Source organism: Paenibacillus anseongensis (genome assembly GCF_009757995.1).
In the GTDB taxonomy this organism is placed as follows: Bacteria; Bacillota; Bacilli; order Paenibacillales; family NBRC-103111; genus Paenibacillus_E; species Paenibacillus_E chondroitinus.
Genome location: NZ_WSEM01000003.1, coordinates 1 through 25,606 on the forward strand (window position 1 = coordinate 1; position 25,606 = coordinate 25,606).

Here is a 25,606-nt window from a genome sequence, read left to right on the forward strand (position 1 = left end):
CTAGCTAATGCGCCGCAGGCCCATCTATAAGCCACAGATTGCTCCGTGTTTCATGATTCCCTCATGCGAGAAAACCAGTTATCCGGTCTTAGCTATCGTTTCCGATAGTTATCCCAGTCTTATAGGCAGGTTGCCTACGTGTTACTCACCCGTCCGCCGCTAAGCACCGAAGTGCTCCGCTCGACTTGCATGTATTAGGCACGCCGCCAGCGTTCGTCCTGAGCCAGGATCAAACTCTCCATAATAGAAAAGCTGAATAGCTCAATTGACTTGCTAGCGAGATTTCACAATCTCATTTATAGTCGATTACTCGACTGTGCTTACTCACTCGTTGTTCAGTTTTCAAAGATCAATTTCTTTCGTTCACTACCGCGTTGCCGAAGCAGCGAGAAGTAATATACCATGTAAGAATTTCAATTGCAAGTGTTTTTTTTCGAGCCATTCTTAAAGTTTTCAACATGTTATTTAATTGATTTGTCTGACTACTTCATGTCTATTCTTTAAATGAAGCCAAATGAATTACTCACGTTATTCATCCGCGTTGAATGGCGGATTTGCAATATACCACGGATTTAAAACTATTACAACCTTTTAGTCTAAAAACTTTTTTCATACATCGAGCCCTAGTCTCCAGTCATTACACTGCATGAAGTTCCCCGGAGGGTATTCAAACTCGCAGTCACTGATTAGTTGAAAGCCAAGCTTCTCGCAAACTGCGTTCGATGCAGGGTTATGAATAGATGGGAAAGCGTGAATATACTTATGTTTCTTCTCCATAATGGCGTTCCCGACAGCCTCTATTACCGCTGAGGTCGCTATACCTCTCCCTTGATAGGAAGGCAGGACGCTCCAACCAATCTCATAGATACTCTCTTCTTTCCACTTGCTATCCCAGTAACCAATGCTGCCTACCGTCTCATTGTCTGGAAGCAGTATAATGCTATACATGCGACCTGATCCCTTGTCGCCGATCTCGAGATATCGTTGGTGGCGCTTTAGCAACTGCTCCTCCGTTTCAGAGCCACCTAGGTGTTCCATCATCTCAGGGGCATTGATTTTACGAAGCAAATCAAGATTAGATTCCGACCAAGATATTAATTTGACATGTGGTGTTTTCATAGATAAAATATTAACAGAACACATGTTCTGTGTCAAATAAGTCTCGTTCCCACGATAACCGTAGCATCTAATTCTTCGAATCTGGACACGGTCGGAATCAACCCGCTCCGAACAAAAATCTCTACGGCTTGCAGCGCCTGCCGCTCGCTGACCTCAACCAACAGGTGTCCGCCAGGCACCAGCCAAAGCGGAGCTTCAAGCGCAACACGCCGCAGCACATCAAGTCCGTCCTCTCCCCCATCAAGCGCCAGGCGTGCCTCATGGATACGGGCTTCTGAGGGAAGCAGCTCAATTGCTTCGGTTGGTACGTAAGGTACGTTTGCCAGTAGAATATCAATACGGTTACGTAATGTCACGGGTAGGGGTTCAAAGATGTCTCCTTCGAATACATGACCTCCCACGGCTTTAATGTTTCTGCGGGCGCACTGCACTGCTTTAGGATCGATATCCACGGCATATAGCTCAATGTCTTTCATCTCTGCAGCCAAAACCGCCCCCAATGCGCCTGTTCCACAGCATAGATCAACGACGACGTCTCCTGTTTTGGCAATTTCGGTGGCCCGCCGAACAAGAAACTCTGTACGTTGACGGGGAATGAAGACGCCAGGGTCCACCTCGATCCGAAGACCGCAGAACTCCATCCAACCAATTACGTGTTCTAGCGGATGACCTAAAGCTCGTTGATCCGCCATTTCGGCTAACTCGATCGGCGACCTAGCTGCCGAAATGAGCATTTGAGCCTCATCTTCTGCGAAAACACAACCCGCAGCACGAAGTCCAGCGACAAGACGATCATAAGTAATAATCTCCATAAAAACTCACCACGTTTCTCATTAGCGATAAACTCATTTTATCCTTTGTGCCGTTTGCCGCACAGGTAGAAATCTTTTATAAAGAACTTTTCTTCCGCTCATTCCCTTAATTCGTCCAAGCATACTGGGCAGCAAAAAAGGCCCCGTGCTAACAGGACCTTTTCATTGTATAGTCTTACAAGAGAACAAACAGCAAGGCGATTACAGCCGGCAAACCTTGCACGAGTAAAATCGACCTTTTTGCGGTTGCCCCGCCATACAAGGCAGCAACAATCACACAACAAAGGAAAAAAAGTTGAATGGAGCGCCCGATCAATGGATCTGGATGAACAAATCCCCAAATGAGCCCAGCCGCCAAAAATCCATTGTATAATCCTTGATTGGCAGCCAGCGATTTGGTGGCCACTGCCTGCTCCTTCGTCATACCAAAAGCTTTCATCCCGCGAGGACTAGTCCATAAAAACATTTCCAGAACAAGAATGTACACATGTTCTACTGCCACTATGCCCACGAGAATTGACGCAATTATCGCAATAATAAGCTTATCCTCCTAAACCTTATTGGGTACCCCCTAGTACGTTTATTATATTTTATTAACTTAAATTTCGATAGTAAAAAGAAGCCTCCACGATGGAAGCTCCTTTCATCCCTTAGGCTTTCATTCTTGCAATCTGTTCCCGAACCCGCGGTGCGACTTCCGTTCCCAGCAGTTCAATGGCTTTCAGAACTTCATCATGCGGCATAGTGCCGACGGGTAAATGCAAGAAGAACCGCGAGAAGCCTAATCGCTTACTCATATAAACAATTTTATTAGCCACCGTTTCGGGATCGCCTACATATAGCGCACCTTCCAGGCTGCGAGAAGCATCGAACTGTGCACGGCTATAATGCCCCCATCCGCGCTCTTTACCAAACATATTCATGGATGCCTGAGTAGGTGGAAAATACCTGTCGACGGCAAGCGAGGTGCTTTCGGCAACGAAACCGAGCGAGTGTACAGCTACCGGTAATTTTGACGCATCATGTCCTGCACGCGTAGCTGCTTCCTTATAGAGCTTCACGATGGGAGCAAATTGCACTGGGCTCCCGCCAATGATCGCCAAAACAAGCGGCAATCCCAATACGCCTGCGCGTATGGCTGATTCCGGGTTCCCCCCGCTGCCAATCCATACGGGGAGAGGGCTCTGAACCGGACGCGGATAAACACCTAAATTCGTAAAGGCGGGGCGGTGCCCTCCTTTCCAGGATACTTTCTCCGAGTCCCTCAGTTTCAGTAATAGCTCCAATTTCTGCTCGAAAAGCTCTTCATAGTCGTTCAGATCGTAACCAAACAAAGGAAACGCATCGACCATAGAGCCTCGACCCACAATGATTTCTGCACGTCCATTGGAAATGCCATCGAGCGTTGCAAACTCCTGAAATACACGGACTGGATCGGCCGCCGAGAGCACGGTAACCGAACTGGTTAAACGTATATTTTTGGTCACAGCCGCCCCGGCTGCCAAGACTACAACACTAGCGGAATCCCCAAATTCCTTACGGTGGTGCTCGCCGACTCCGAATATATCGAGCCCAACCTGATCGGCAAGCGCGATTTCTTCGACAACCTCACGCAATCTCTCCGCATGACTTATCGTTTTGCCAGTATGAACATCCGGCGTTGTTTCCACAAATGTATCTACACCTATTTCCACTTTAAAAGTCCCCCCATTATGATCTATCTTCTTACCCATAATATTATTTATCCTAACATTAGGAATTATATTATTATTAAATCGAAATCGTCAACCATGTGTAAGAATTTGGTTTAGCAATACCCGCCAATTCCACTAGGCATTATCAGCTAAACTATCAGAACTATGCCTGATTGACAGCGTTTACTTTCAGTGGTATGGTCAGAGGAATACGCAAGGCATTCCACGTCTAAATCGGAATGTCTTGTTGTATTTCGTCCTTTTTTACATTTCATGTATTTATTAATGAAAGGAGGTTTTGAAAGTGATTCAAGTGAAAGAATTTTTAGACACGGATTCATCCTACGCAGAGTCGAGAGCTAACCAATTTCTGACTGAGCTATCGGATGATCAGGTGATTAACGTATGCTACGGCTCTATCTTTAAGACAGGGAAACATGATGCTGGACTCCAACGAAGTTCCATCCTTGTTGTTTACAGGACAAAAGAATAAATGCCGATTTTCCTGCGTTTATCAACTATTAAAGAGGTACGGATATGAAATCAAGAGTTGAAACTTTCCTTAAGTTAATCTCATTGGTCTCAACACTTTTTCTCGCAGGAGTATTGGTATATGTCATCTTACGCAATATCTGAATTCCCGGTAAAGGATGCCACGAAGAGGTATTAAGAGCATAGGCTTTACTTTTTAAAAGCAGGGAGGTTCGCAATATGAACATGTATTGGCATTGTCGTCTGATCATTTCCGGAGGAATTTACGATGAACCATAGAGTACTGTGATGTAACGACAACATCGCAAAGAAAAAAGGGGCAATCCGTTTAGCAAATAACTTCGCTAAATGAATTGCCCTTATTTTAATATTCGGTTTACTTGCTCTGTACTCAACATCATCAAAACAATAAAAGCCAGCACAATAAAAGGGAACAAATTGATGGTCATCTGTGAAGCGAGCAAGCCAAAGAGCGGTGGTAAAAACGTGGATCCCGTATACGCGACTGCCATCTGAAATCCCATTAGCTTGGCGGAATTTTCGCGACCAAAGCGTGCAGGCGTTTCATGCAGCAGGCCAGGGTAGATGGGAGCAAGCCCGATGCCAATCAGAATAAGTCCAACCAAGAAAATTTGAGGCAGCGGAAGCAACAGCATCCCCCCACCGGCAATGGCAATGATCTGACCGCACCGGATCAACACACGATTGTGGACTTTCATAGTAATAAACCCTGTAATCAGTCTTCCAATCGTTATTCCGCCATAGTATAAAGAGATCCACCCAGCCGCTGTCTCGGCTGTCATATTTCTTGCACCAACCAGATAGCTGGCTCCCCATAATCCTGCCGTAGATTCTACCCCGCAATAGAACAAAAAAGCGATAAGTGTCGGTTTAACACCTTTGATCTGAAGCACACTAGCTTTGGAAATAGCCGCCGGTTGTATCTGCTCTCCGACCTGGTCTTGTGGATTCTCACTGTTTGGACCCTCAGTCTCCTTAATAGCAGCTACACGTTTCCATAAAGGGAGCGTAACAAGCAATACAATGGCGAGTGTGAACTGTATCATAGATACCGTTGAATAACCATCTCTCCAGGAGTTGTGCTCAGCAATGTAAAAGGACATGATAATAGGTCCGAGAGTTGCGCCTACACCCCAAAAACAGTGCAGCCAGTTCATGTGATGGGCTTTATAATTTTCAGCTACATAATGATTTAGCGCCGCGTCAATCGCACCTCCGCCCAGACCAAGAGGAACGGCTAAAAAGATAAGCCAAATCATTGAAGGCGCCATTGAGAACCCCAGCAGCGCTCCTGCAGTAAGGCAGCAACTGATCAGGGTAATTTTGCCCGTCCCCACTCGCTGAACCAAACGCCCGCTTGCCAGACTGGATACGATGGTTCCTCCTGCCACAATCATCGACAAGATCCCCGCGAAGCCAAATGAAGCGCCGATGTCGGGTCGTATCACGGGCCACGCCGATCCCAGCAATGAGTCTGGAATTCCCAGGCTAATAAATGCCAAATAGATAACAACTAAAAACATGGTTGCCATCGTGCCACCCCTTCTCCTTCGATCATAAGCATCGCCTGTATCGAGGATATCACTACAGCGCCAATACTTATTAAATTATTTTAATAAGTCCAGATCATCTTAGCAGAAGTTGCATGTAAGGGCAATATAAGATTTAGTTGTTCTCGGTGGCACTGACCGTTGCTAACGCAAAAAATTGCCGCTTCTCCAGCTCTGAGGCTAGATAGCGACAATTTTTATAGATATATGCTTATGCTTTATCAGCTTTCCATAGTTGTTCAAGCAAAATCACAATCATCGTGCCTACAAGCAGTCCATTGCTGAATACATATTGCAAGATCGATGGAAGTCCTTGGAATGCTGTTGGCGGCAGAAACATAAGCCCAATGCTAATCAATAGCGTGATGCCTAGAATCGTCAGTCGGCGTTGATCCAGCGTTTCCCTTAGAATAGACTGGAACGCGATCCCGATCATTTGAACAAAAGATGCCAGTAATGCCGCCGTAGCGATCGGTCCTGGGAGCAGCGCCAAGAAATTCACGATAACCGGAACCAGGGATATCCCCGACAAGGCCAAACAAGCCACAAGAAACGGGCGAACCCGGGTCTGTTCGGTTAGTCGAATAAAGCCCGCGGATACCGGTAAGGGAACGACGCCAATTGTCGAAAATACAGCACACAAGAAGTGAGAAATTCCGCCGGCTATTCCGCCGCGATTCAACATTTCTTTTAATTTCCTCGGAGCTTCCGGTACGACTTGACTGACAGCCGAAACCGCAGCGATCGTATTGGAGACTAAAATAAACGTAAACAGAATGGCCGTGATCACGATTCCGGCATTAAAATGCGGATTTCCCCATGCGAACAACTCCGGCAGCTTAACCCAAGATTCGTTCGTACTAACGGAAGCCGAACTTTTGCCGAGCAGCGTATATAGCAGCCACCCGGATAAGATTCCGATTAGCACGGCATAGTTTTTGATCCATCCTTTTCCTTTGACCGAAAGAAGGATGACGAGAATAAAAACGCAAAACGATATAGCTGCAGTTCCATAATCGGGCAAGGATGATTCTCCTTGTAACGCGATCATTCCTTTCATGAAAACACCGCTAAGCTGAAGCGCTAAGATCAAAAGAAAAGAACCGGTAACCAGAGGGGTGAACAGGAACAGCAATCGGTGGAAATATCCGCTCAAGCCAAGGATAAGGAGGAGTAGACCCGCAATAAGGAATCCACCCTCCAAAATTTGCAGCGTTTCCTTCAAGCTTTGCCCCTGTCTGACTGCTACGTCTGCTAATATCACAAACACACTGACCCATGAACCTGCAGGACCGTCTGCGATCGGATACCGATGCCCTAACCATCCTTGGATGAAGGAACTCAAGCCAACGACCAAAAATGTTCTCTGCATCAACGCCGAAACTTCCTCTATTGATAAGTGAAAAATGCCACCGATGACGATAGGCAGTGCGACAGAATTGGCCAGCAGGAAAATAAACCATTGAAATGTGCTTAAGCTGCCGTAGAACCGGCGATTTTGTGTTTCCATTGTACCTCCCTTACTTTACGGTAACATCGTTTAACATCAGATATCCGATTGGACTCAACGAGAATCCTTTGACATTTTTAGCTGTTACGGCTACGTGATCAATAGTGCGAATTGGAATTAACGGACTGTCTTTCATCTCGATATCTTGTACTTTCGCGTAAATCTCTTTACGTTTCTCCACATCTTTCTCACGACGGCCGTCTTCAATTAGCTTATCCACTTCCGCGTTGGTATAGAAAGCCAGATTGCCTTTGCTTCCATGGGAGGAGCTGTGAAACACATTATACTGATTATAATCCGCATCCCCGGTCGCATTGCCCCAACCACCGATAAACAGATTGTGTTCGCCTTTACCAGTAATATCTAGGTAAGCACCATACTCCATCACTTTGATTTCGAGGTCGATGCCAATCCCTTTCAACTGAGATTGAACCACTTCCGCCAGGTTGATGCGCTCTTTTCTATCGTCAGTTACAATAGATGTTTTAAATCCATTTGGAAAACCAGCCTCAGCAAGCAATTCTTTCGCTTTGTTGATGTTGTACGTATATTCGGCCAAATTGGCGTTAAATCCGATCATCTTAGGAGAAAGAGCGGAGATCGCTTTGCTGCCCACGCCGTTATAAACGCCTTTGATAATGGAGTCCTTTTCAATGGCATAGGAGAATGCTTGACGAACGCGCGGGTCATCGAACGGTTTTTTCTTTGTGTTAAAACCGATGTATTCTACCCCAAGCCCTTCAGTGCGAGCCAGCGTCATGGAAGAAGAATTTTTCACGCGGTCTAATTCGGTTACAGGCAATTGATCGCTAATCTGAACTTCGCCAGATTCCACCATGGCGACACGCGTAGTATCCTCTGGAACTACTTTGTAAACAACTTTATCTACTTTCGGAATCTCGCCCCAGTAGGTATCATTTTTGACAAGAACCATCTCTTGTCCTGGTGTCCAAGACTGGAATTTGAATGGACCTGTTCCAATTGGATTTTTGGAAAGCTTGTCCGCTTGTTCCGCAATAGCTTTCGGGCTAAGGATACTGCCTTCGGTGCTAGCAAGAATGGACAGAATAGGAGCATACGGATAAGACAAAATGAATTGAACCCTGTAGTCGTCCACAACCTTCACTTCTTTGACCATGGAGAAATTGCTTGCTCTTGGTGAATTAACTTTTGGATCCAAAGCACGTTCCATAGTCTTCTTAACCGCATCTGCCGTAAATGGCGTGCCATCGTGGAACTTCACACCCTGACGCAGCTTGAACTCCCAAGTTAAGTCATCGACCTGTTTCCATTCTGATGCCAGAGAAGGCTTGTACTCCATATTTTTATCTGTCATGAGCAGACCTTCGTAAACTTTACCATAAATGTAGTTCGCTGAAGGAATGTTTGTAATAAACTGCGGATCCAGGTTGTTCGCATCTGCTTTTCTTGCGATGGTCAGCGTACCGCCCGCTTGGGACGCTTCAGCCGCTTTCCCGCTATCTGTTGTCGAATCTGGTGAAGAGGAGCATCCGGCCAACACGGACATACCTACAAGGGATATCGCGAGAAAGCCGCCGAGAATAAGTTTTCTTTTCATTGTATAAACCCTCCTATTTCTATCGTTTATCTACTACTTTAAAATGGCTTATTAGCATTATAGAAAAAAATAGCTTTAGAACATTGCACATTCTTTACGTCTATTTACAATATCTTTACTATTTTTAATATGCAAACAAGCTACGACCAAGAAAGCGCTAACATTGTATCTTTCATGCAAAATCCCCTTTACGAATGAATGGTCTTCTTATTTAGATAATAAATAATTTTCAGATTATTTAGTTTCACAATCTTTACTTGTATTTATATAATCTTTACTTCTTTTTCTTAAAAAAATAATAAAACCGCCAAGTCCACCTTACCTTGACAGTTTTATTAGGTTTGACGAGTATTCGTTATGATAATAAATACCAGTGCTGATTGTGGCCGCCATTATCATACCATTGAATGGCTTGCCCTCCATCGGATGTCGATTGGCCCGACATATCCAACAATTTACCGCTGCCTCGGTTTTTAATTTTCACCGGATCATTTTCACCTGTTCCGATAATTTCCCACTGTTGATTCCACCCGTTATTGTCTGGCCATTGAATGACAATGGCCCCATCATAGGAAGATACTCCGCTAACATCCAATAAATATCCACTGCCTACGTTTCTGATATGATAATATCCGTTTCCTAAATATTCGAGATACCATTTCTGATAATCCCCTTCTACATTCGGAAATTGTTGAATTAGCGCACCTTCCGCTTGTTTATCCCATCCGCTGACGGATAGCGCCTTTAAGCTGCGTTCATTAATAAGTCTCAGAGCAAATTGTGTTCCCGATGCGTACGACGTCGAAGTTCCTGCGAATGGCGAGATGGATGCAACTAACACAAGCACCAATATCGTTATCCATCCGTACCTAATTAGACATTGTTTCATGAAAGTGCACTCCCTTTTTAATTGATTAACTTACGCCAGTGATATTTAAGAACGAGTTTTATGTATTACACTTTAATCACCTCCTAAATCAGTCAGGCAATCAAATTCTCATTAAATTCTTTATTTGGGATTAATTTCAATTCCATCCTACACTACTGGCAGCACTCTTTTCATTGATATTTTCGGTGTATTCCTGACTAGTTCCTCACCAGCATGACAAATATGATCAAGGATTTGAGAAACACACAATAAAAAAAAGGCATAGCCCTCTCCCGAATGAGAGAAAACTATGCCTTTGGTGATTACAACGAACCGGAAACGACATTCCCGCGATATAACACCGCTTGACGCTCGGCTCTCCGCGCTACCGCTTCCGCCGAACAACTCGCGTGAACAAGCACCGCGCTTGCTTCGTCGCCAACAGCTGGCCAGACGCGGGCACCTTCCGCAGAAAGCGGAAGCTTGTCGCCTGTAATAAAGCCGAGCGCCTGCGCTAGCGAGCGCTCATCACTCCATCGGAATCGCTCCGCCAGACGGCCGACTCTTTCCAAACTGTCTCCTTGGCCGAAAGGGGACCAATGATCTGTAATGCTATCGTCGCCAAGCGAGACGGATACGCCTTTTTGCTTGAGCAGCGGAATCGGTATCGTCGCTCGGTTAATTGGCACGGTCGAGGTGATCGCGATGCCCAGCTGAGCAAACAACTCGGCCACTTCGCTTTGCAGCTCGACCGGAACGTCAGCAAATCCTAGCGCATGACTGACGGTTACGCGCCCCTGCCAACCCGCTTCCTCGGTTAGTGCGGCAAGCCTTTTGAATGTGAAGATACCTAAATGACCCGGATCATGGATGTGAACGTCCACGTCAGCATCAGCCTCTACAGCCAATTCCATAATCGTATTCAACGATTTCTCAATGTTCTGATCGACCGAAGCCGGGTCTACGCCACCCATGGATGTCGCTCCCATTCGCAGCGCCTCGCGCGCCATCTCCACAACGTTGCTGCGCAGCAGCCCGTGCTGCGGGAAGGCTACAATTTCGCCAGACAGCTTGCCCGAATAAGTTTCAAAAGCTTGCAGAGTGGCTTCAAGATTTTTCAAGCCAATATAGGGATCGATATTGCAATGGCTGCGGACGTGGGTCGTCCCGTTTTTCAGCAACAGTCCAAGCATTGCTTCCGCTCGTTCCCTGGCCGTTGGGAGCAGCTCTGTCAGCAGCGTCTCTTCTTCCTTTAAACGAGTAAAAATGTTCACGGGCGGGGAACAAGCTTTCCACGGCCCTCCGTAATACGTTTTATCGATGTGAATATGCATATCGCGGAACGCTGGAAGCAGAAGCAGCTTCTTCGCGTCTTGCTTAGGCAGATCGCTGTCTAAGCTTGCGTCAGCAGACACGATTTGCGCAATCTTCCCATCTTCAATAAGGAGGTGGCAAATCTCCGTTTCTGTGCCTGCAATTCTTCCATTTTCATAGCGATAGCCGCTCTCCAAACAAACGTTAGTTAGCCAATAAGTCGTTGTCATACTCATGTTGGTTACACCCTTTCTCCCTGTCAAATTTGTAATCTCTTACAGCAACTCAGGATCAAAACGTTTCTCATCCACATAAGCTCTTGAGTGACCCCAGAAATATTTGGTCGGTTCCATATATTTCTGCAGTCCGGCACGCTCAATCGTCCGCTTCGCTTCTTCATTCGCTTCATCAAGTGCCGAAAATTCATCAACGGTTAGCACTTTGCGATCTTCCATCACGATTTTCCCATTCACGATAACGTTGTCTACGTCGCTCCCCACGGCCTGATGGACCAAACGGTGCACATACATATACTCAGGTGTCAAATGGGGCTGGCGCATGTTGACCGTAATCACATCCGCTTTTTTCCCAGCTTCCAAAGAGCCTAGTTCATCATCCCAGCCTACACAGCGGGCGGCATCAATGGTCACCATCTCCAGCAGCTTGCCGGCCGGCAAATAATAGTAATCTTTGAGAGCTGCTTGATGAATCATCTGCGTCTTGCGCATCGCTTGAAACATGTCAAAGCTGGCTGCAGGTGAGGTACCGTCCGTGGAAATCGCCACCGTTGCGCCCATCTCCATCAGTTCCGTAATGGGCGTTCGCGCATTCACTTGTCCGAATCCTGGCGCTGAGCTCACATTGGTTCCTGTTTCAGCCAAAATTCGCGCTTCATCAAACGAAATGCCGCGGCAATGCTGCAGATGCACATCTGGACCAAGCAGAGCGTTTTCCTTATCTTGAATCGCCAGATGAATCATGCCTCCGAAGGCATCCGAGTGAATCCGAGTGTTATATTTCCGAGCGATCTCGCGAATTTTTTTCGCTTGATAACGATCATGATCGGTTAAGCCATATAACTGATCCGGCGGCGTCGGGGCTGACGGGTTCACGGAAGTAACGATTACAAAAGGCGTGATGAAAGCACGAATATGATCGTCGTGCGCATGATGCAAAGCTTCAATGACCGACTCGGCACCTTGCAGCACTTCTTCGTAAGTCACTTCTCTGGTTACCCGCTTCCCATCCACCCAGCGGCTGAACGAATGCGGCCACGGCGGATTGCAAGGGCCCGTACAAACGATCTCCCGAATGCCAACTTCGGAGTAAGCTTTGGCATGATTAAGCGCAAAGATCGGATCGTCGGAGCGAGGCATCGAACCAAGCACACAGGCGCCTGTCGTGATCCCTGCTTTTAAACGTTCAAGCGCGTTCAGCTTACCTTCGTAATACCAGAACTCATCCGTTACAAAGTGCTTATACGTATGCGTCATGATTGGCATCCAAAAACTGATATTGTCCATGGCGATTGTCTTGAACATGGAATGGCCGCCGTGACCATGGACATCGATCAAGCCAGGCAGAACACAGTGGTGATTGCAATCGATTGTTTTCTTCGCCTCATACTTCGCAAGTAATTGCTCGGTGTCAGCAACCTCCAGAATTCTCCCATCGTGGATCGCGACAGCCCCATTCTCGAGAATGCGACGATCTTGATCCATGGTAATCACGACGCCATGAACGAGTAATAAATCGATCATGGCTGGAGTCCTCCTGCCACCAATGTCCCGCGGTAGAAGACGGCCTTGCGTTCAGCTCTTCTCGCGACAGCCTCCGCCGTGGAAGTAGCCTCCACCAGAACCACGCTAGCCTCATCTCCGACATTAGGCCATGCACGTTTGCCGTCTCGATCCAGCGGCGTCTTTCCTCCAGTAATGAAACCGAGCGATTGCGACAAGGAATATTCGTCAATCCAACGGAAGCGTTCGGCTAAGCGGCCTGCCCGTTCCAAAATGTCTCCGTTCCCGAAAGGCTGCCAAGTATCAAAAATATTATCGCAGCCTGCCGCAACAGCCACCCCTTTCTCATGCAAAAGCGGTACCGGCGGCAGCGTTCTGCTGTGGGGTGCGCTTGTGATGATCGTAATGCCGGCCTCGGCTAAAATAGCGGACAATTCCGCCGCTTCACCGGCAGGCACTTCGCCAAGAGCGAACGCGTGGCTGATCGCCACTCTTCCTTGCAAACCCGCTTCCATCGTAAGCGCTGCCAACCGTCTCATGGTAAAAGTGCCCAAATAATCCGGATCGTGCAGATGCAAATCGACGCCCGCATTAGCCTCAACAGCCAGCTCCATCATCTGCTGCAAAGAGGCTTCAACGTCCCCGTCCACCATGGCGGGATCGACGCCGCCGATCAGCGTAGCGCCTTCACGAAGGGCTGCTCTAACCAGCTCTTTGGACCCGGATCGCAATAAGCCATGCTGTGGAAAAGCTACTATTTCATAAGAAAGTTTCCCCTCATAAGTATCCAACGCCTTCTGCACGGCTTCCAAGTTATGCAGTCCTGCTTCCGGATAAATATCCACATGCGTCCGCACTTCAGTTGAACCAGCACTTAATAGCGTAGCCAGCAAGTTTTCTGCTCGCTCCTGGGTCGAAGTCGGCAGTGAAGGAAGAATCCGTTTCTCCACTTCGAAGCGTCCCATGATATTAGCTACAGGGGTGACTGCACGCCACGTATCCCCAATTAACGTCTTATCCAAATGAACATGTTTTTCAATAAATGATGGCAACAACAGCAGGTTCTTTCCGTCTTGCTTCGGAAGATCTGTTTCTAGCGGTTTATCCGCTGTAACGATTTCATGGATGACACCACCCTCTATACGCAGATGGCAGATTTCAGTATCTGTCCCGGAGATCACGCCATTTTCATACAAATAGCCGCTCTCCAGACGAACATTGGTTAACCAATAAGATGAACTCACGAATTGCTCACCCTTCCTTCCTTTTCCCAAAATTCGGTGTGATTTGCTCGTACTCCCTCAATTATAAAGAATATTCTGTGTTTTATTTTCACAATCTTTACTTCTATTTAAGGTATCTTTACGAGTTGCCCAAAGCTTATTTACTTCGCCTTGTTTTCTGATAACTTTAATTAAACAAAGGAGGACTGCTAGATGAATGTTGAATATGCTGGACAAAAGCAAGCGCTACCAAAACAGGCTCTCTCCGCTCGTCCTGGCAAGTGGAGAACATTTTATTTAAAGCTTCGGAAAAATAAGTTAGCGATGTTGGGTGGGTACGTAATTCTTTTTTACTTCCTTGTCGCAATCTTCGCTCCGCTGCTAGCACCATACGATCCCTATCATATTGATTTAGTGAACAAACTAAAACCTCCCTCAATCGAACATTGGATGGGGACGGACGATAAGGGTCGCGACGTGCTTAGCCGGTTGATTGTCGGGACACGCCTCTCACTATCTGTAGGGTTCGTAGCCGTATTTATCGGAGCCTTCTTTGGAATCGTTCTCGGGTTATTTGCCGGCTATTACGGAAAATGGGTGGATACGATCATCATGCGTGTGATTGACGTTTTGCTTGCTTTCCCGGGCATTTTGCTCGCCCTCGCCATCGTAAGCGCCTTAGGCCCAAGTCTAATCAATGTCATGATCGCCATTGGCGTATTTTCCATTCCGATGTTCGCCCGGATTGTTCGTGGTTCGACCTTGTCGGTTAAAAAATTGGAATACATCGACGCCATTCGCTCATTAGGAGCCAGCGATATGCGGATCATCTTCGTGCACATTTTCCCGAACATCCTGTCACCGATTATCGTTCAAGCGACTCTAAGGCTCGCAACGGCTATCCTCTCTGCCGCAGGCTTATCTTTCTTGGGACTAGGCGCTCAACCGCCTTTGCCGGAGTGGGGTGCCATGCTGAGCAATGGCCGCGACTTTTTATTCACAGTCCCTTATTTGGCTCTATTTCCGGGACTAGCTATCTCTACATTAGTTATTGGTTTTAACGTATTTGGAGACGGGTTAAGAGACGCTCTGGATCCAAGAATGAAACAGTAAGCTCGTTTTCCTAACCGAAAACTTAAGCGTATGCTTTCGAAGCCAGTCTTCCTAAAAGGAAGACTTTAAGGGGGATATCCATGTTCGTATACATCATTCGCCGGCTGCTCCAGATGATCCCGGTACTGCTCGGCGTCATTCTAGTCGTGTTCCTGATTATGCAGCTCGTACCGGGCGATCCGGCCGTTCTGCTTGCAGGAGAAGGGGCTTCCGCTGAGACCGTAGAACGCATCCGGCATCAATTGGGGCTGGATCAGCCATTATTTATTCAATATGTCCAGTACGTCTTTGACGTGGTTCAAGGAGATTTCGGGACTTCACTACGTTCCAATCTGCCTGTTTTTAAAGAAATCATGATTCGTTTGCCGATCACTATTGAACTTGCTGTGGCCAGTATCTTCATCACCATTGTTTTGGGGATGCTTGCCGGCATCATATCCGCAACGAAGCAATATACGGTATCGGATATTACGATCATGATCATCGCTTTGCTCGGTGTATCTTTGCCCAGCTTCTGCCTCGGGCTCTCGCTGATTTACTTTTTCTCCGTGAAAATGCACATCTTTCCTGTCGCAGGTTGGGGAACTTGGAAACATGTTGTGCTCCCGGCCATTACGCTAGGCGCTTCAGGTGCCGCCATTGTCGCCCGGATGACGCGTTCGACCATGCTGGATGTCATTCGCCAGGATTATATTCGAACAGCCAAAGCCAAAGGTTTGAAATTACGCATTATTATCTATAAGCACGCCCTGAAGAACGCGCTAATCCCTGTCATTACCGTGGTTGGTCTACAATTCGGCGTACTGCTCGGCGGTACGGTATTGGTAGAGTCTGTCTTTGCTATCAACGGACTTGGACGGCTGATTGTAGATGCCATCCGTATGCGTGACCTGCCTGTGGTTCAAGGCGGCGTACTGGTCGCGTCCATGATTTTCGTCTTGGTTAACCTTGCAGTCGACGTACTGTATCGCAACTTCAACAAACGTATCGAGCTGGATTAAAAGGAGGGAATGAGATGCTTAAACAACAAGAAAAGGTTCTGGAAGTAAGCAATCTTCAGACACACTTCTTTACCAATGAAGGCGTAAGCCGAGCTGTTGACGGGATTGATTTTACACTCCATAAAGGGGAAACACTCGGGCTTGTAGGCGAATCGGGCTGCGGTAAAAGTATCACATCGCTTTCCATCCTCAGGCTGATCGCAAGTCCCCCAGGACGCATCCTTAACGGGGAAATCCTGTTCAAAGGGCAAGATTTATTGAAGAAAACGGATAAAGAAATGGGTGCCATCCGAGGCAATGAAATTTCGATGATTTTCCAAGAGCCTATGACTTCATTAAATCCCGTGTACACAGTTGGAGAACAAATAGCGGAAGTGTTTCGCCATCACCAGAAGATGAGCCGAAAGGAAGCTTGGGAGAAAGCCGTCGACATGCTGCGTCTTGTCGGTATTCCGTCCCCGGAGAAACGCGCCAAACAAGAGCCTTATGAACTGAGCGGAGGCATGCGGCAGCGCGTGATGATCGCGATGGCGATGGCCTGCAACCCGGAAATACTAATTGCGGATGAGCCGACAACGGCTCTTGATGTTACGATTCAAGCTCAAATTCTCGATTTAATGAAGCTGCTGCAAAAGCAACTGGGCATGAGTATCATCATGATCACGCATGATCTAGGCGTCGTTTCGGAAACATGTGACCGCGTCGCTGTCATGTATGCCGGCAAAATCGTCGAATATACCGATGCCAGCGAATTGTTTGCCAATCCGAAACATCCTTACACGATCGGGTTACTTAACTCTCTGCCTCGCGCGGACCAAGACCAAGAAGAGCTTCAAGCGATCAAAGGAAGTGTCCCAAGTCCGTACAACATGCCGGAGGGGTGCCGTTTTGCTCCTCGTTGTCCTCACGCCAGAGAGTTATGTCAAACAACGATGCCGGAGCTAATTGACGTCGGTAACGACAGTCAAGTTCGCTGCTGGATGTATACACCAGAATGGGACGCACAGCCTGATGCGCGTAGGAAAGCGGGGGATTCCATCCAATGACCATACCTGTGGAACGTGACGTGGAGAAGAACGTTTTAGTTGAAATCAACCATTTGAAACAATACTTTCCGATCAAAGGCGGCATCTTGGGACGAACCGTCAACCATGTAAAAGCTGTGGACGACATCAGCTTCAGCATCCATGAGGGTGAAACGCTTAGCATTGTAGGTGAGTCAGGCTGTGGCAAATCAACCACAGGACGAGCCTTGCTGCGCCTGGATGAACCGACCGGAGGAGATATTCGTTTTCAGGATAAAGATGTCCTGGGCCTGAATAAAAGCGAGCTCAGAAAGCTGCGCAAGGACATGCAAGTCATTTTCCAGGATCCTTTCGCATCGCTGAATCCAAGGCAAACCGTCCGCCAAATTCTCGGTGAAGCGCTGGCCATACAAGATGTCATTCCGAAGGAAAAGCGGACAGAACGTATTAAGGAACTGCTCGACAATGTCGGGTTACGACCGGACCATATCGATCGGTACCCGCATGAATTCAGCGGTGGTCAACGCCAACGTATCGGCATCGCGCGCGCACTCGCTGTGGAGCCGAAGCTTATCATCTGCGATGAAGCCGTATCCGCCCTGGATGTGTCGATTCAGGCACAAGTGCTGAACCTCTTGAAGAAGCTGCAGAAACAGTATAAACTGACTTATCTGTTTATCTCTCATGATCTAGGCGTGGTACGCCACATCTCCGACCGAGTGATGGTCATGTATCTGGGCAAAATCGTAGAAATTGCTGATAAAAGATCGCTTTTCGATAACCCGCAGCATCCTTATACCAAAGCACTCCTTTCCGCCATTCCTGTACCCAATCAGAAGGAAAAGAAGGAGCGAATCTTGTTGACCGGCGATGTTCCCTCTCCGATCAATCCGCCGCAAGGATGCCGTTTTCATACACGCTGCCCGTTCGCCGTCGAAGCGTGCAAATCGCAAGAGCCCGAGCTGCGCTACACCAGTGAAGGACATCAAGTCGCTTGCCACTTGATTGCTTCAGGTAATTATTGACTTCATTCGCTTTATCATGACGAATAATTTAAACTGGTAGAGAAACCATATATTAAAACGTATGCAGAAGGGATCTCATGCTTAGCTTTGAGGGTTTTACCTTACTCATTTTATTGTTCATTCTAGCTCCAATTATTGGAGCTATTACTTTATTATTTTTGTTCGTTTTCGAGAAGCGCATTGATCTCTTGGAAAACAAAACAAAAAAGATCGAGCTGGAAAAGGAGCTTCAGCAATCTCTTTACAACCAATTGAATCAGCAAATTCAGCCCCATTTTTTATTCAATTCGTTGAATGTGATTCTAACCCTGGCGCGATTGGAACGGACGGAAGAGTTGGTCAGAGCCCTTGAGGTTTTCTCCCAATTCCTTAAGTTTAAATATAAAACCACGGAACCTGTCATTCCCCTTCGGGAGGAGATTCGTTACACAGAGTACTACATCGAGATTCAAAAGCTGCGTTTCGGCGCTCGCCTGACGGTCACGCTAACGTGTGAGGAAGACATTCAGGAAGCCTATATTCCGCCTTTTGTTTTGCAAACCATCGTTGAGAATGCGTTTAAACATGGGCTGGAGAGGAAAATTGGCGCCGTGAACCTGGACATCCATTTTTTCCTCGAGCAAGAGATGGCTAACCTTACGGTCTTCGATAATGGCACGATGGAGCAAGTGGAAGCGGACATTGAGGAGAAAAGCGGGCATGGCTTAGACAACATCAGACGCCGTCTGCATCTCTACTTCAACGATCACGCCAGCTTGCAGATTCAATCGATCCCAGAGACAGGTACGAAAGTGCAGGTCAAATGGCCTTTCATCCTAGAACCTAACTTATAAAGAGGTGACTTAATGAACGTATTACTCGTGGATGACGAGCCCCTTGAGCTGGAGCAGCTTGAGTATCTGATTCACCCGCTTTTTCCTTATTGGAATTTGTACAAAGCATCCGATAGCAGCCAGGCTGCCGCCGTCAGCCAAAAGGTGAAAATTCATCTGGCCTTTCTGGATATCAATTTACCAGGCAAATCAGGACTGGAGCTTGGCGAAGAGCTGCGTCAGCACAATCAGGATATGGAATTCATTATCGTCACCGCTTACCAAAACTTCCATTATGCCAAACAGTCCATCCGACTAGGCGTAGTGGATTACATGACAAAGCCGGTCATTCAAAGCGAATTAGTGGATATTCTAAGCAAATACCGCAACAAAATGCCGCAATCCAAGTACTCCCACGTCATTCATGACGCGCTTACTATCATCCATGAAAAATATGCAGACAAGCTCGCGCTTGCCGACCTTGCCGCAGAAGTTCATATTAACCCAACCTATTTAAGTCGGCGTTTCCATGACGAGGTTGGTGTGTCGTTCTCTGAATACTTGATGCAGTACCGCATCCAGATTTCTAAAAAGTATCTCATCGCCCATCCCGAGTGGAGTATTTCTACCGTATCAGAGAAAAGCGGCTTTAACAGCCAGCATTACTTCTGCACCATTTTCCGCAAAAGCACCAACCAAACACCGAAAGAATTTCGCGAGAAGGAGAAATAATCTTGCAGTACCAATCATTTCGTGAATATGCGCAGGGAGCAGCCAAGATTGGCATTGGCCTCGGGGTCATAGCGATCTTAGCCAGATGGGTAACCGGAATTACCATCTTCGCTTCTCCCGAAGCACTCGTCAAATACGGCATCTTTGGTGGAATTGGCTATGCGTTAATGGGAGCTATCGCGCTAATGGCTTTCGGATGGCTTGGAAAAAAGGTGCGTAGAGAGTACGGCGACGGCTTAACTATTGGGGATTTTTTTCAAAATAAATTGCACGGCGTCGGCTATTGGATGATGATTGTGATTCTGCTTATCACCAGCATTGAGGGCTTGTTTACCCAAGGAATGGCTGCCGGCGTGCTTGTTAACATTCTGCTGGGCGTTCCGATTTCGATCGGCATGCTTTGTTTTTTCCTGCTTTGCGTGATCTATGTCGGCTTTGGCGGCATGGCGCTTATCCAGCGCTTGGCATTCGTTCAAGTCATCCTGATGTTTGCCGCAGCGATCTTGATCCCGCTTTATTTCTTCATTGCTAAAGGGGTTGAAAACGTCTATCAAGGCATTCGCCTCTATCATCCTTATTTGCTTGTGCTGAACAATCATGAAGGCTTATTTTTTATGTGCACAGGCCTATTAATTGGCTTCGGGCAAATTTTCGTCGACCAAGCAACGTGGCAGCGTCTGTACATGATCGAAGGCAAAAAAATCGTGCCTACCTTCCTGCTCTCCGGGCTCATCTGGGCAACCGTTCCGCTGGCTTTTTCATCGTTAATCATGGTTGTCATCTTTACAGGCAGTTTTAATAACATTTATTCGCTCCTGTTTGATCTTATCCGTAAGATTGACACAATCTTCCTACTGGTTTTGTTCGTTCTCTGTTCATTCGGCGCTGTGACCTCCGCTTTCGGGGCAGGTCTGCACTCCATGATCAGTCTTATTGCGGGCAACGTATATCCGCTCTTGAAGCCTGACGCCAATGAGAAGCAGAAAATGCGCATGGGATATATGCTGGCGATAGCGATCGGCGTTCTATCGTTTGCGCTTACTTATTTTTATACCCCTACACTTCTGGACCTGCTCTTTTTCTTTGGCATCATCTACGCGGCTCTCATTGTCCCTCTTCTGTTCATCGTTTTCAGCAAAGGCAAAGTGGACAATTTCATTCCGCTCTGCGCATTGATCGGACTGGTCGCGGGCTATTCAAGCCGATACACACTAGGAAATTTAGAGGCCGTCTGGGTGAGTATGATGGTGTCGAGCCTGCTCGTGATTGTGTATTGGTGCGGTAAGTTGATGAAGAAACACCTTGGAAATCATTGAGAGGAATTCACTTACATGCTTCGTTCCTACTTGTTGTTAATCTTTTGCGTGACCGTTTGGGGGAGCAACTTTGTCTTTGGCAACATCCTTGTCCAACAATTCTCCCCCTTATTTATTGCCATGGCTCGCTTGCTCTTCATATCCTTATTTCTAATTGGCTATACATGGATCTGGCACCGCTTCCTTCCCATTAGCAAACAGGAGTGGAAGCTGCTTATCCTGCTAGGCATCATCGGTGTGTTTATTAACCAGTGGTCATTTTATCAAGGTTTAGAAACGGCCGACCCTACCACCTCGGCGCTTATTCTTGCGCTAACCCCTATTACGACAGCCCTTTTGGCAGCCCTATTTTTAAAAGAAGCTTTATCGATAAGTATGCTGGTCGGCTCATTAATGGCCATCTTGGGTATATTTCTCGTTGTTTTCAACGGCTCCCGATTGGAGTTTCATATCGGTCACCTATGGATTTTTATTACGATGATTACGTTTGCTATCTCCATCGTCTTAGTACGTCTGCTGGCTCGCAGGCTGCCGCCTATCATCATCACCGTGTATTCGACCCTGGTCGGATTCGGCACGATGGTACCGATTGTGCTCGCGGGCGGGACTGGCTGGAACATCAGTCATGAAGCATGGGCATGGATTTTGCTCATTGTCACGGCTATCCTGATGCACGGCATCGTCACCCTCGTTTGGAACAGCCAGCTGCAAAAGGTTGGAGCAGCAAAGGCCGCCATGTTTTCGAATCTGGAACCGTTTGTCGCGATGATTTTTGGCTATTTGGTCCTCGGCCAGCTCGTTACTTCACAGCAAATGTTTGGTTCCGTGTTTATCGTGGGCGGCGTTACGTTGGCATCTTTGACTTTTACTAAAAGGAAATCTCAGCAGGTGCTTTCGCAGTGAGCGGATTCATGGACAAACAAATTTTTTTCAGGACAACTGCAACCTTTTCGAACCGACTTCCGTTTGATGAATTGTCGACATAAATCAACCTACATTTCAAAAACCGGAAGGAGCTTTATCATATGAAAAAGAAACTAACTGTAATATTAACTTTGGCTGGAATCCTTGGTACAACGGCGGCAGTCGGGGCTGAAGGAATCGTGGAGAAAGTAACAGGTTACCTGCAAAAGGATGTAAAAATTATTGTTAATGGACAAGACAGCGCACTTACACCTGTTTACATTGATGGAAAAGCCTATCTCCCAGTACGCGATGCTGCAACTCAGCTTGGATATACTGTAAAATATGACGAAGCTAACAAAGAAATCGAGCTCGACGAAGCGGCTGACTTGATGCGTGCAACCGGTGTCGTTGTAAGCGTACAAGCTAAAGAAGACGGGAGCGCTCGCATCGAGCTGCTTGGCAGCACTTGGGTCATTTTAAACGTAGATTCATCCACTGTTATTAAAGGCTTAGACGGTAAAACGTTAACTGCAGCCGATCTGAAAGTAGGAACTCAAATTGATGCCGGATTCGGACCAGCGATGGCGATGAGCTATCCAGGTCAAGCACAAGCTGTAAACATTAACGTTTATGCAGACCGTTTGGTCAAAGAAGATGCCATTAAAGAAGTCAAACATACAGATGACGGCTGGCAAGTTCAATTAGATGGTTTAGTACTGAACGCAGGTAAAGAAACTCGCGTTATGACATCCCAAGGTGAATCCGTGAATTGGGAAGATTTGAAAGCCGGCACGAAAGTTAAAGCTTACTACGGTCCGATGGAGACTAAGAGCCTTCCTCCTCAAAGCCCAGTTTACTTGCTCGTTGTTCAAGCTCAATCCCCTGTAATTGGCACTCCGAAAATGTCGCCAGAGGCAGCTCAAGAGTACCGCAACTTGGCGTGGGCGCAAGTGAAAGAACAAGCGTCTCATATTACAACGAAACAAGACGAAGCTGCTGTTCAAATCGTTTCTGCTAAAGAAGCAGGCGTATTGGCTTCCACAGATGAGCAAAAGAAATTGCTAGCTGAAGTTCAAGCTGCTAACGGCAATTTCGTGACGGTTACTTACAACACAGATCAAGACGAGCTTCTTGGACCGTTGACAGCTGTGTTCGATTTCAACACAAAAGCTTTTGTTGGCTTCAACGCTAGAAGATAATCATTTTGATAAAAAAGAGGCTGCCCCAAGTCATATGAATGACGAGGGGTGAGCCTCTTTTTCCATCCTACTTGAACTCCGCCGGATGCCGTCTCTTAAGCTCAGGAATCGCATACGCTCTCCCCGTCTGTTCCAACCAACTGATGTACCCTTGCAGATGACCCTTCGCGTGGTAAGGCCCACCTTCCTTCATAACCGTCCATAGCGGATCGTTATCGAACTCCATCGAGTCCATCATCTCGTCATGCCATTCATTCAGGTAGTACACCGCATCTTTGCATAGATTCCTCTCCGCTTGTGCAAGATTGTGCTGTTCATGCGGATCTTCCTTCAGATTGAAGAGCATTTCCTTATCAAACAAATGATAGCCGTCATGATAAGTCCGCATGTACAAATAATCGCCGAAGCGGACACTACGTTGGCAGACATGCGCGCATTGCGACACCACCAAATAGTCCCGGCCGCAGGCCTCACCTGTCTGCAGCGCCGCCGCATAGCTGGTGCCATCCCAAGACGGAGCCGGTGACTTGCCCAGCAGCTCGGCGATCGTCGGCAAAATATCCAGATGATAATGCAAGCCCTCATCCAAGTGGTTCTTCATCATGCCCGGCCACCGGATAATCATCGGAATTCGGCAGGTGCCTTGATCGGCGGTACCGTGTTCTCCGTAGATCCCGAGCTCCCCAATATTCTCACCATGGTCAGCAGTAATGATTACGACGAGGTCTTCCATCACACCTTGACGCTCCAACTCAAGAAATAACATACCGATATGATCGTCCATATGGCGAATGCCGCAGTCATAACCGTCGATGACACGGCGCAATCCCTCACGGTCCGTGAAATCTCCCGGGTGGCGTGGAAACTTCGGATTCGTTTTATTATCAAACATGCTGATCTCACGGGCGCTATGCGGGCCAACCTTCCGTGTCGTATGTTCCTTCAGTACCTCATCCGTAATCCACGCGGGCAGAGGGTCATCAGCGAACGGATTACCGAACTCCTCCGGTGCGCGGTACGGGGTATGCGGATCCCAATAATTGACATACAGGAACCAATCGTCTTGCTTCGCATTTTGCTCAATCCAATTCAAAACGAGCGGAGTGACCTCCTCGGCGGACTCCATGCCGCCTTTTCCTGTATTATGAATTTCGTTAAACCCGGCATAAAATGTCCAAGCAGAATGTCTTTCGCCGAAAGGGCTGATGAGAGCCGTTTTCATACCGGCGGAGCGAAATAAGGCAGGGAAACATTCGCTCGTTAAGCGACTGCGGAACTGACGGTCCTCTCCTTCATGCCGAACGTCAGCAGCTGTACCCCCATGTCCAACAACTCCGTTATGAATGCCAAATCGTCCGGTCATGAGCGCTGTCCGTGAAGGAAAGCAGGGTGCGTCCGACGTATAATAATTCGAAAATCTGACGCCTTCCTCCGCGATTTTGTCAATATTTGGTGACGTATTTCGTTCGTAACCGTAGCACCCTAAGTGATCGGGTCTGGTGGAGTCCAAATCAAGCAGCAAGATTCTCATCTTTTAAAATCTCCTTCTCGTATGATTTAAGATGTCACTTTGAAAACGCTCTCCTTATTGTGAATAGTACTAAACCCACTGGTGGATCGTCCATGCATATTATATGGATCATGTGTACAATTCTCTTCTAACTTTTTAGTCAAAAAGCTCATTCATAAAAGGATTATTGAATATTTTCATGTATACTGCTAATGTCTAGTTATACTGCCTGAAAGGAATTTTCCTATGCTGTCCCTTCGTTCCGTACATTTTGATAATCGCATTCCGAACTGGCGTACTAACTTAATGTTGTTAAACCATAATGTGCTGGTGCTTATGATTGAGGGTAAAATCAAATACACGATCAACGATCGTACGGTGATTGGGGAAAAGGGAGAATTGCTGTTCCTACCGATTAATACCTTGCGTGCAGGTGAGAACCATGAAGGTGAGCATCAGAAATTCACCGTTTTATTTAATCACGGCGAAGAGGATTCAGAGGAGCTTCCCATTTTCAGAAAAGGACAGTTCATCAAATGCAAAATTCGTAATTTTGAGTATTTCAAGCACCGATTCGAAAAACTGTATCTTGAAGTCGTTGGAGACGGCAAATTCAATCGCTATTTGGTCAGCGGAATTTTACAGGAAGTAGTCGGAATGGCCGCACGTGAATTTGAACTTGTGGAAGCAGCTCCGATCAAGCTGAAGCTCGCGAACGAATTGCAGAAATACATGGTCGCTCACTACAGGCAACCCGTTCAGATCGATGAACTTGCCTCCCTCATACACCGCTCGTCCAACTATACCATCTCCATGTTTCGCGAAGTTATGGGCATCTCCCCCATTCAGTACATTCACTTATTGCGCATGAAAGAGGCATGCAATCTGTTGACGAACTCCGACCTTTCGATAACCGAGATCTCCGATTATTTGGGTTATTACGATCATTCGTATTTCTTCCGCATTTTCAAAAAGTACACGTCTATGTCTCCGACAGCCTATAAGCATTCGGGATTGGACCCTCCATCGCTGCAGCTTTTTTAACC

The 25,606-nt window shown here is 47.0% G+C and carries 23 protein-coding genes and 1 rRNA gene; 11 read left to right on the plus strand and 13 right to left on the minus strand.

The genetic code is table 11. From position 1 onward, the window contains the following. From GON05_RS01105 to GON05_RS01125, 5 genes are all read right to left on the minus strand, one after another. A 16S ribosomal RNA gene (locus tag GON05_RS01105) occupies nt 1-245 on the minus strand; the annotation flags it as partial. 364 nt (nt 246-609) lie between these two features. Next, complete coding sequence (locus GON05_RS01110) at nt 610-1,119, minus strand: GNAT family N-acetyltransferase (RefSeq protein WP_157317423.1); 510 nt, start codon at nt 1,117-1,119, stop codon at nt 610-612. Between the two features lie 32 nt (nt 1,120-1,151). Continuing rightward, the gene (locus GON05_RS01115; protein WP_157317424.1) at nt 1,152-1,931 is read right to left on the minus strand and encodes a putative protein N(5)-glutamine methyltransferase; all 780 of its coding nucleotides are present in this window, start codon (nt 1,929-1,931) and stop codon (nt 1,152-1,154) included. A 175-nt stretch (nt 1,932-2,106) separates the two neighbouring features. Further along, entirely contained in the window at nt 2,107-2,466 is a 360-nt protein-coding gene (locus GON05_RS01120) for a DUF1304 domain-containing protein (protein ID WP_181646094.1), read from the minus strand. Between the two features lie 115 nt (nt 2,467-2,581). Next, entirely contained in the window at nt 2,582-3,625 is a 1,044-nt protein-coding gene (locus GON05_RS01125; protein ID WP_181646095.1) for an LLM class flavin-dependent oxidoreductase, read from the minus strand. A gap of 304 nt (nt 3,626-3,929) precedes the next feature. On the opposite strand from GON05_RS01125, the gene GON05_RS01130 reads away from it, so the two are divergent. Beyond that, entirely contained in the window at nt 3,930-4,118 is a 189-nt protein-coding gene (locus GON05_RS01130; protein WP_181646075.1) for a sporulation protein Cse60, read from the plus strand. A gap of 358 nt (nt 4,119-4,476) precedes the next feature. Here the strand turns inward: GON05_RS01130 and GON05_RS01135 are convergent, their stop codons facing one another. From GON05_RS01135 to GON05_RS01165, 7 genes are all read right to left on the minus strand, one after another. Next, nucleotides 4,477-5,670, minus strand: coding sequence for an MFS transporter (locus tag GON05_RS01135; RefSeq protein WP_157317427.1), 1,194 nt, complete (start codon nt 5,668-5,670; stop codon nt 4,477-4,479). Between the two features lie 229 nt (nt 5,671-5,899). After that, nucleotides 5,900-7,198, minus strand: coding sequence for a purine/pyrimidine permease (locus GON05_RS01140; protein ID WP_157317428.1), 1,299 nt, complete (start codon nt 7,196-7,198; stop codon nt 5,900-5,902). 10 nt (nt 7,199-7,208) lie between these two features. Continuing rightward, entirely contained in the window at nt 7,209-8,777 is a 1,569-nt protein-coding gene (locus GON05_RS01145) for a glutathione ABC transporter substrate-binding protein (protein WP_157317429.1), read from the minus strand. A 355-nt stretch (nt 8,778-9,132) separates the two neighbouring features. Then, nucleotides 9,133-9,666, minus strand: a complete 534-nt coding sequence (locus GON05_RS01150) for an RICIN domain-containing protein (protein WP_157317430.1) — start codon at nt 9,664-9,666, stop codon at nt 9,133-9,135. A 302-nt stretch (nt 9,667-9,968) separates the two neighbouring features. Continuing rightward, entirely contained in the window at nt 9,969-11,195 is a 1,227-nt protein-coding gene (locus GON05_RS01155) for an amidohydrolase family protein (protein WP_181646076.1), read from the minus strand. A 39-nt stretch (nt 11,196-11,234) separates the two neighbouring features. Further along, nucleotides 11,235-12,719, minus strand: coding sequence for an amidohydrolase family protein (locus GON05_RS01160; RefSeq protein WP_157317431.1), 1,485 nt, complete (start codon nt 12,717-12,719; stop codon nt 11,235-11,237). Next, the gene (locus GON05_RS01165) at nt 12,716-13,942 is read right to left on the minus strand and encodes an amidohydrolase (protein ID WP_181646077.1); all 1,227 of its coding nucleotides are present in this window, start codon (nt 13,940-13,942) and stop codon (nt 12,716-12,718) included. The genes GON05_RS01160 and GON05_RS01165 overlap by 4 nt, the downstream gene beginning before the upstream one ends. Before the next feature lie 192 nt (nt 13,943-14,134). Here GON05_RS01165 and nikC point away from each other — a divergent pair, with 192 nt between their 5' ends. The 9 genes from nikC to GON05_RS01210 all read left to right on the plus strand — a co-directional run bounded on the left by nikC (nt 14,135) and on the right by GON05_RS01210 (nt 23,050). Then, complete coding sequence (nikC, locus tag GON05_RS01170) at nt 14,135-15,034, plus strand: nickel transporter permease (RefSeq protein WP_157317433.1); 900 nt, start codon at nt 14,135-14,137, stop codon at nt 15,032-15,034. Between the two features lie 80 nt (nt 15,035-15,114). Beyond that, a complete protein-coding gene (locus GON05_RS01175) occupies nt 15,115-16,035 on the plus strand; it encodes an ABC transporter permease (protein ID WP_127457365.1) in 921 nt (306 codons plus the stop codon). A 14-nt stretch (nt 16,036-16,049) separates the two neighbouring features. Continuing rightward, on the plus strand, nt 16,050-17,081 hold the full coding sequence (locus tag GON05_RS01180; RefSeq protein WP_157317434.1) for an ABC transporter ATP-binding protein: 1,032 nt from the start codon (nt 16,050-16,052) through the stop codon (nt 17,079-17,081). Continuing rightward, nucleotides 17,078-18,085 carry an ABC transporter ATP-binding protein gene (locus GON05_RS01185; RefSeq protein WP_157317435.1) on the plus strand — a complete coding sequence of 336 codons (1,008 nt, stop codon included), beginning with the start codon at nt 17,078-17,080 and terminating at the stop codon, nt 18,083-18,085. Before GON05_RS01180 ends, GON05_RS01185 begins: the two co-directional genes overlap by 4 nt. Before the next feature lie 77 nt (nt 18,086-18,162). Next, nucleotides 18,163-18,918 (plus strand): sensor histidine kinase, encoded by a 756-nt coding sequence (locus GON05_RS01190; protein WP_157317436.1) that lies wholly within the window; start codon nt 18,163-18,165, stop codon nt 18,916-18,918. Nucleotides 18,919-18,930: 12 nt separating this feature from the next. After that, the gene (locus GON05_RS01195) at nt 18,931-19,629 is read left to right on the plus strand and encodes a response regulator transcription factor (protein ID WP_157317437.1); all 699 of its coding nucleotides are present in this window, start codon (nt 18,931-18,933) and stop codon (nt 19,627-19,629) included. Between the two features lie 2 nt (nt 19,630-19,631). Further along, nucleotides 19,632-20,945: a sodium:solute symporter family transporter gene (locus tag GON05_RS01200; protein ID WP_157317438.1), complete on the plus strand. Its 1,314-nt coding sequence runs from the start codon at nt 19,632-19,634 to the stop codon at nt 20,943-20,945. A 15-nt stretch (nt 20,946-20,960) separates the two neighbouring features. Then, nucleotides 20,961-21,848 carry a DMT family transporter gene (locus GON05_RS01205; protein ID WP_157317439.1) on the plus strand — a complete coding sequence of 296 codons (888 nt, stop codon included), beginning with the start codon at nt 20,961-20,963 and terminating at the stop codon, nt 21,846-21,848. A 122-nt stretch (nt 21,849-21,970) separates the two neighbouring features. Next, nucleotides 21,971-23,050: a stalk domain-containing protein gene (locus GON05_RS01210; protein ID WP_157317440.1), complete on the plus strand. Its 1,080-nt coding sequence runs from the start codon at nt 21,971-21,973 to the stop codon at nt 23,048-23,050. A 67-nt stretch (nt 23,051-23,117) separates the two neighbouring features. Here the strand turns inward: GON05_RS01210 and GON05_RS01215 are convergent, their stop codons facing one another. Continuing rightward, complete coding sequence (locus GON05_RS01215; protein ID WP_157317441.1) at nt 23,118-24,581, minus strand: sulfatase family protein; 1,464 nt, start codon at nt 24,579-24,581, stop codon at nt 23,118-23,120. Between the two features lie 225 nt (nt 24,582-24,806). Between GON05_RS01215 and GON05_RS01220 the strand changes: the two genes are divergently transcribed. Further along, nucleotides 24,807-25,604, plus strand: a complete 798-nt coding sequence (locus GON05_RS01220) for an AraC family transcriptional regulator (RefSeq protein WP_181646078.1) — start codon at nt 24,807-24,809, stop codon at nt 25,602-25,604. The last annotated feature ends 2 nt before the right edge of the window (nt 25,605-25,606 follow it).

Excerpts from the sequence above, each read along its gene's own strand:
- GON05_RS01175 (WP_127457365.1), top strand. The coding sequence starts at position 15,115 with ATGTTCGTATACATCATTCGCCGGCTGCTCCAGATGATCCCGGTACTG.
- GON05_RS01110 (WP_157317423.1), bottom strand. The coding sequence starts at position 1,119 with ATGAAAACACCACATGTCAAATTAATATCTTGGTCGGAATCTAATCTT.
- GON05_RS01180 (WP_157317434.1), top strand. The coding sequence starts at position 16,050 with ATGCTTAAACAACAAGAAAAGGTTCTGGAAGTAAGCAATCTTCAGACA.
- GON05_RS01115 (WP_157317424.1), bottom strand. The coding sequence starts at position 1,931 with ATGGAGATTATTACTTATGATCGTCTTGTCGCTGGACTTCGTGCTGCG.
- nikC (WP_157317433.1), top strand. The coding sequence starts at position 14,135 with ATGAATGTTGAATATGCTGGACAAAAGCAAGCGCTACCAAAACAGGCT.
- GON05_RS01185 (WP_157317435.1), top strand. The coding sequence starts at position 17,078 with ATGACCATACCTGTGGAACGTGACGTGGAGAAGAACGTTTTAGTTGAA.
- GON05_RS01150 (WP_157317430.1), bottom strand. The coding sequence starts at position 9,666 with ATGAAACAATGTCTAATTAGGTACGGATGGATAACGATATTGGTGCTT.
- GON05_RS01135 (WP_157317427.1), bottom strand. The coding sequence starts at position 5,670 with ATGGCAACCATGTTTTTAGTTGTTATCTATTTGGCATTTATTAGCCTG.
- GON05_RS01145 (WP_157317429.1), bottom strand. The coding sequence starts at position 8,777 with ATGAAAAGAAAACTTATTCTCGGCGGCTTTCTCGCGATATCCCTTGTA.
- GON05_RS01215 (WP_157317441.1), bottom strand. The coding sequence starts at position 24,581 with ATGAGAATCTTGCTGCTTGATTTGGACTCCACCAGACCCGATCACTTA.
- GON05_RS01160 (WP_157317431.1), bottom strand. The coding sequence starts at position 12,719 with ATGATCGATTTATTACTCGTTCATGGCGTCGTGATTACCATGGATCAA.
- GON05_RS01210 (WP_157317440.1), top strand. The coding sequence starts at position 21,971 with ATGAAAAAGAAACTAACTGTAATATTAACTTTGGCTGGAATCCTTGGT.
- GON05_RS01220 (WP_181646078.1), top strand. The coding sequence starts at position 24,807 with ATGCTGTCCCTTCGTTCCGTACATTTTGATAATCGCATTCCGAACTGG.
- GON05_RS01140 (WP_157317428.1), bottom strand. The coding sequence starts at position 7,198 with ATGGAAACACAAAATCGCCGGTTCTACGGCAGCTTAAGCACATTTCAA.
- GON05_RS01190 (WP_157317436.1), top strand. The coding sequence starts at position 18,163 with ATGCTTAGCTTTGAGGGTTTTACCTTACTCATTTTATTGTTCATTCTA.
- GON05_RS01195 (WP_157317437.1), top strand. The coding sequence starts at position 18,931 with ATGAACGTATTACTCGTGGATGACGAGCCCCTTGAGCTGGAGCAGCTT.
- GON05_RS01205 (WP_157317439.1), top strand. The coding sequence starts at position 20,961 with ATGCTTCGTTCCTACTTGTTGTTAATCTTTTGCGTGACCGTTTGGGGG.
- GON05_RS01155 (WP_181646076.1), bottom strand. The coding sequence starts at position 11,195 with ATGAGTATGACAACGACTTATTGGCTAACTAACGTTTGTTTGGAGAGC.